The organism is Pseudomonas sp. 05N434, from assembly GCF_056396965.1.
In genome coordinates this window covers 1-6369 of record NZ_JBFTMK010000289.1, presented here as the reverse complement: position 1 = coordinate 6369, position 6369 = coordinate 1, and the positions used below count along the sequence as shown (strand labels likewise).

Sequence of the window (6369 nt, the reverse complement as noted above, 5' to 3'; positions counted from 1 at the left end):
GTACGGTTGCGGTTGTAGTCATACTGCCAGCGGCTGATGGCGTTCCATTGCGGCACGATCGGCCAGATCACCGAGAAGTCGTGCTGTTTGATCTTGTAGTAGTCCTTCACGTAGCCAGGTTGGCCCGGGGTGCCGTAATCGCCACCGCCCACCGACCATTTACCGGTGTTCTGGTCATAACGGACCTGGTCATTGCGATAGCGATAGCCGGCGTTGATGACCTTGTTCGGGTTGTCTTCAGGCTGGTAGTGGAACATCGCGCTGCCCGAGCGAGGGCTGCGGCTGTCCGGGTCCCAGTTGTAGTCGGCCGTGGTACGCCAGTCGCGGTTCCAGCGGTATTCGTATTCCAGTGCATATGGCGAAACGTTGGCCTTGGCATCGTCACGATCATCGAAAGCAATGCCTGGCAGTTGGACTTTACGGTCCTTGAAGTACAAGGCCTGGCCGACGCTGATGCGTTGACGTTCGAAACCATTGTCTTCGATCCAGCGGCTGGTCACGCCCAGGGACAGTTTGTTCTCGTCGCCGACACGGTCGGAGCCGGAGAAACGGTTGTCACGGAAGAGCGACGCGTAATTGAAGGTGTATTCGCTGGTGTCGAACACTGGAATATCCTTCTGGTCTTCCTCAGGTACATAGAGGTAGAACAGACGCGGTTCCAGGGTCTGACGGTAGTTTTTTCCGAACCAGGAAGTGTTGCGGTCAAAGTAAAGACCGCTGTCGATGCTGGCGATCGGTACCCCACGGTTCTGGTTGCTGCTGAATGTGCCGTTGAGCCTGTCCTGCTCCGCGCTTTGCGAAGCGATTTCGCTTTTGCCGCGGCCGTCCAGATCCAGTTGATACTGTGTGTACTGGTACTTGAGCGATGGCTTGAAGAAACCATAGGTCCAGTACAGCGGCAGGCTGACACCTGGTTTGAGATTCAAACGGTCGCCGTTGGCGCGTGCCAGACCAAAGATGTTGTTATCCAGACGTGACTCAGTGGTAATCCCGTCCTGCTGGACGAATGTTCCAGTCTTCAGATCCCGGTCAAATCGAACGATCTCTGTCTCGTAATCGAAGTCCAAACCTTCCGGATGATACGGCAGCTGACCATTAAAGGTGATCTGCGGCAAACGGTCATACGGCGTGATGTTCGAAACGGTCGCCAGCTGATAAGCCTGGGCGTTCAAGCGAGCGACGTAGCTGTCGCCACGATAGGTGACGGAGCCCTGCTGGTTCACGTAGTCAGCGCTTTTCACGCCAATCTGGTTAGTCTGCAGATCCTGGAAGTAATACGGATCGCTGATCTTGGTGTAGTCGACTTGCGTAAAGACGCGCGAGTCGAGGCCACCCTTGTGCTGCCAGTTGTACATGTAGCGGTTTTTTTCGTAGTCGGTCTGCTTGCTGCGTTCAGTATCTTCGTCGTTGAGGTACGCGGCGCCGAACTGACCTTCGCTGGACTTGGTCAGGTAACGGAATTCGCCTTCCATCAACAGGCCGCGCTTGCTCATATAGCGCGGGTACAACGTGGCGTCGTAGTTCGGCGCCAGGTTGAAGTAATACGGGGTGACAAGCAGGAAGCCGGTATCGCTGCCGGCGCCGATGGTCGGCGGCAGGAAGCCGGATTGGCGGCGGTCGTCGATCGGGAAATAGATGTACGGCGTGTACAGAACCGGAATGTCCTTGACCCGCAACGTCACGTTGGTCGCGGTACCGAAACCGGTGGCCGGGTTCAAGGTGATGTTGTTGCCCTTGAGCTGCCAGGCGTTGCTGTTCGGTTCGCACGTGGTGTATGTACCATCCTTGAGGCGGATGATCGCGTTCTCGGCACGTTTGGCATATAGCGCGTTACCGCGGATACGCGACTTGTGCATCACGTACTCGGCGTTGTCGACCTTGGCTTCACCGGTGTCGAGCTGTACGTCGGCGTGATCGCCCACGATCAGCGCGCCATTGTCGCGAATGCGCACGTTGCCGGCCAGTTCGCCACGGCTCTCGGCCTGGTACAGGTTCGCTTCGTCGGCTTCGACCTGCATGCTGCCCTGACGCATGACCACGTCACCGGCCAGGGTCGCGACCTGCTCTTCCTGCTTATAGCGGGAGGCCTTGGCGCCGATAAAGGTTGGAGCGTCACTTTTATTCGTCTTGTCGTTCATGCCAGGACGAATCGGTTCGATATAGGAACCAGAGCAGTAAGGACCGGTTTCGGCCAATTGCGCTGCGGTGAGCTTCTCGCGCGGAACCCAGTCGAGGTGGCTGTAGTCTTCACTACGCGACTTCAGGCCGCGGCCCTTGGACTCGGTTACCAGCACAGGCTTGGCACCGGTGTCTTCGCTGGAGGCGGTGCCTGCCGGGGTTTCTCCAGTAGCGGAAACTGCGCTGCCTTCATGCACGGGGCGCGGCGGCAATGCAGCGGCCGGTGCCTTTGGCGCACAGTCCCAGGCACCCGAAGCAGATACTGAGCAGTCATACTGTTCCGCGGCGACCACGAACGACGTGGCCAGGGGTTGCAGGGCCAGCAGACTGCCGGTAACCAACAACGGAAATTTTTTACGAAACGCGGGGGATTTCAATGCCATCTTATTAGTCCGGGCTTCCTGCGTGCCATCTGCCCGCGGTGTGGGCCGCACGCCTCTCGATGGTCTGAAAAAGATGCTGGATAATAAAGCATGACCCGCTTGACGGCTAGCGCCGTCGGAGACCCTTGCAATGCCTGACCAAGATGTACGCTTGCAACACCTGAAAGTTTGGCTCGATGAACAGTTGGCTATCCTCTTTGCAGAACAAGGTTGGGGCGCCGTGCCCCCGGCCACGTTGACCGCGGCCAGTAGCGACGCGAGTTTTCGGCGCTATTTCCGCTGGGAAGGCGCAGGCAGAAGTTTCGTCGTGATGGACGCGCCACCGCCCCAGGAAAACTGCAAACCCTTTGTGGATATCGCTTTTCTGCTGGCGAAATCCGGCATAAACGTGCCGAAAATTTATGCCGAGGACCTCGAGCGCGGTTTCCTTTTGCTCAATGACTTGGGCAACAAGACTTATCTGGACGTGATCGACAGCGAAAATGCCGACGATTTGTTCAAGGATGCCCTGCAAGCGTTGTTGGCTTTCCAGCAATTGCCGATGGTGGCGCCGCTGCCGAGTTATGACGTCGCGCTGCTGCGTCGCGAGCTCGAACTGTTCCCCGAGTGGTACGTGAAGCGCGAACTGGGTATCGAGTTCGATGCTGCGCAGCAGGTGCTCTGGCAGCAGGTCAGCGACCTGCTGATCGACAGCGCTCTGGCTCAGCCTAAAGTCCTGGTGCATCGCGACTACATGCCGCGCAACCTGATGATCAGCGAGCCGAATCCCGGCGTGCTGGATTTCCAGGACGCAGTCTACGGGCCGGTGACCTATGACGTGACCTGCCTGTTCAAGGACGCCTTCCTCAGCTGGCCTGAAGAACGCGTACGCGGCTGGCTGGAGGATTACTGGCAGCAAGYCGGTGCGCTCGACATCCCGGTTCAGCCGGACTTTGAAGACTTTCTGCGCGCCAGCGACCTGATGGGCGTGCAGCGTCACTTGAAAGTCATCGGCATCTTCGCCCGCATTTGCCATCGCGACGGCAAGCCACGCTATCTCGGCGATGTGCCGCGTTTCTTTGCTTATATAGACGCGGTCATTGCCCGTCGTCCTGAACTGGCTGAGCTGGATGTGTTGCTGGCCAGTCTGCGTGCTGGAGTGAAGGCATGAAGGCAATGATTCTGGCGGCGGGTAAAGGCGAGCGCATGCGTCCGCTGACCCTGACCACGCCAAAACCACTGGTTCGTGCCGGCGGAGCGCCCTTGATCGAGTATCACCTGCACGCGCTGGCGGCTGCGGGGTTTACCGAGATCGTGATCAACCATGCCTGGCTCGGTCAGCAGATCGAAGATTATCTGGGCGATGGCTCGAAATATGGCGTGAGCATTCAATATTCGCCGGAAGGTGAACCGCTGGAAACCGGTGGTGGTATTTTCCGCGCGTTGCCGTTGTTGGGTGATGAGGCTTTTGTGGTGGTCAACGGCGACATCTGGACCGACTACGACTTCAGCGTGTTGCACCAGCCCATCGTCGGGCTCGCCCATTTGATCCTGGCGGACAACCCGGCGCATCACCCGAGCGGGGACTTCACTCTGGTCGATGGCCATGTGCAGGACGGTCAGCCGGATACCCCAACCCTGACCTACAGCGGCATCGCCGTGCTGCACCCGCAGCTGTTTGACGGTTGCTCGGCCGGGGCCTTCAAGCTTGCGCCATTGTTGCGCAAAGCCATGGCCGATGGACAAGTGACGGGCGAGCGCCTGAATGGACATTGGGTAGATGTCGGCACTCACGAGCGCCTGGCTGAAGTAGAAACCTTGATAGAAGCGAGACGCTGACATGTTGTGGCCAGGGACTCTGATTGGAGCCGGAGCGGGCTTTGCCATAGCCAGCATTCCGGGGGCCATGCTCGGTGCTTTATTGGGACAGGCGCTGGATCGGCGCTTGCACCTGCAGAGCTGGGCGCATTTATGGGAAAAATTCGGTGGTCGCTCGGTGCTGCGCAACGATGAACTGCTGTTCGTGTTGCTGGGCCGATTGGCCAAGAGTGATGGGCGGGTAGTGGATGGCCACATTCAGCAGGCGCGACAGGAAATGCGTGCGCTGGAGATGACCGAGTCGGCGCAACGTCGGGCGATAGCGGCGTTCAACCGCGGCAAGTCGGGGCGTGATCGGTTGCGTGGCTATCTGCGACGCTTGAGTGCTCAGCCCCATGCCGCGGAAGGCGTGTTGCGTGCCTGTTGGCGGATGGTCTGGGCCGATGGCCGCGCCGGTAGCAGCGAGCGCGAACTGATTGCCCAGTGGGGCAAATGGTTGGGCTGGACGCCGCAACAGGTACAGGCACTGGCGAGTGACTACGAGCCGAAGCGACCATTGGTCAGCAGCGCGATTACGTATCAGGACGCCTTGCGGTTATTGGGAGTGTCGGCGACCAGCGAGCCAGCACAGATCAAACGCGCCTATCGACGCCTGCTCAGTCGCCATCATCCGGACAAGATTGCCGGCAGCGGTGCGACGGCGTTGCAGGTTCGTGAGGCGACGGACAAGACTCGTGAATTGCACAACGCCTACACGTTGATTCGTGAACGGCGGGACTTTCGATAGCAGGGCAGAGTTGTGTCGCCCGCGAATGGGGCGACGCGATCCATCAGTCCGCCGCAGGCTGCGGATTCAACCATCCCCGCACCCGGCGAACCAACTGCTCTTGCTCAGCCTTGGCATTACCCGGCAGTGCCTTGAGCGAGACCTGGCTGAACGCCGATGTCTTCAAACGTTTATTGGCCTGCAAGCGTTCCAGTGCCGCGTTGCGATCCAGTGGTTTGTCCATATAGAAGATGTCGGCAGTCGGCAGCTTGATCGTCGGCGTCAACTCGGCAAGCTCAGGCTTCGCCGTAACAGGCGTCTGGGCGGCGACCATCACGAACTTCTCGACTTGCGATGGCTGCTTCTCGCTCAGATAGCGCGCGGCCCAGTAAGCGCCGGTGCCATGCCCCAGCACGACGACTTTGCGAGCGCTTTGCTGTTCGGCATAAGCGATGGCCGCGTCGATGCGGGCGAAAATTCGCTCGGCGTCGGCTTTGGCGTGTTCTTCGGTGGTTTCGGCGATAGCCTTGTCGGCCACCTCCGCTTCGCCGCCGGCGGCCTGTTCGATGGGCGCCGCGGTGGTCGAGTCTTTGTTGCCGGTATCAGGCGCTTTGGGCGCTGGCGCCACTTCGACGATACGTGGCGCAATGGCTTCGCTTTGCAGGTCCGGCAAGGTGATACTCAGGCTGCTCCACTCGGCGTCCGGCAATTGGCGGCGCAATGGGCTGATTGCTTGCGGCCAGTCAACGGTTTCACCGGCACCCGGGATGATAATCACCGCACCTTTGGGCTCGGCGGTATTGGCCGGTTTCCACAAGGCGAGAAAGCTGTCGGTACCGGCTTGCAGTTGCTGCTGTTCCTGCGCAGGAATTTTTCGCTCAAGTGCCGTCGATTCTTCCTGGCTACGCTCAAGCAGCGGCTGGCGTTCGACCGGTTTTTCTTCGGCGGGCTTTTCCGCAGTGGCAGGTGCCGGGTCGGCCGCCTCGACGGAAAAGGCGCACGGCAGGATCAGCGACAGGCACAATGCTGGCAGTGCCAGGCGGTAGACAGGGGGCATCGGATATTCCAGGCCAGAAGTTAATTCCGGCAGCCTAATGGGTTGGTCAGTATTTGTCAGTGTGTGAGACTTCGATGATGCATTTTCGCTGCCTGTGGGTTATCGGCTGTTTGTGGTTTCCCTTGATGGGCTGGGCGGCTCCCGCGCCACCGGCGCATGTCGTGTCATTGTCTTCGGCGCAACAGCAA

5 protein-coding genes are annotated in these 6369 nt (G+C 59.3%); 3 read left to right on the top strand and 2 right to left on the bottom strand.

Annotation, left to right across the window (positions count from 1 at the left end; genetic code table 11):
- The coding region (locus tag AC1DLB_RS18160) for an LPS-assembly protein LptD (protein ID WP_477785393.1) at positions 1-2561 on the bottom strand (2561 nt) is incomplete at its 3' end.
- A gap of 130 nt (positions 2562-2691) precedes the next feature.
- Between AC1DLB_RS18160 and AC1DLB_RS18155 the strand changes: the two genes are divergently transcribed.
- The 3 genes from AC1DLB_RS18155 to AC1DLB_RS18145 are packed head-to-tail and all read left to right on the top strand — an operon-like array spanning position 2692 to position 5145.
- The gene (locus tag AC1DLB_RS18155; RefSeq protein WP_477785392.1) at positions 2692-3711 is read left to right on the top strand and encodes an aminoglycoside phosphotransferase family protein; all 1020 of its coding nucleotides are present in this window, start codon (positions 2692-2694) and stop codon (positions 3709-3711) included.
- Positions 3708-4379 (top strand): N-acetylmuramate alpha-1-phosphate uridylyltransferase MurU, encoded by a 672-nt coding sequence (gene murU / locus AC1DLB_RS18150; protein WP_018928856.1) that lies wholly within the window; start codon positions 3708-3710, stop codon positions 4377-4379. Before AC1DLB_RS18155 ends, murU begins: the two co-directional genes overlap by 4 nt.
- A gap of 1 nt (position 4380) precedes the next feature.
- A complete protein-coding gene (locus tag AC1DLB_RS18145) occupies positions 4381-5145 on the top strand; it encodes a TerB family tellurite resistance protein (RefSeq protein WP_064620755.1) in 765 nt (254 codons plus the stop codon).
- A 43-nt stretch (positions 5146-5188) separates the two neighbouring features.
- Here AC1DLB_RS18145 and AC1DLB_RS18140 read toward each other — a convergent pair whose 3' ends face one another.
- The gene (locus AC1DLB_RS18140) at positions 5189-6181 is read right to left on the bottom strand and encodes an alpha/beta hydrolase family protein (RefSeq protein WP_477743659.1); all 993 of its coding nucleotides are present in this window, start codon (positions 6179-6181) and stop codon (positions 5189-5191) included.
- Positions 6182-6369 lie beyond the last annotated feature (188 nt).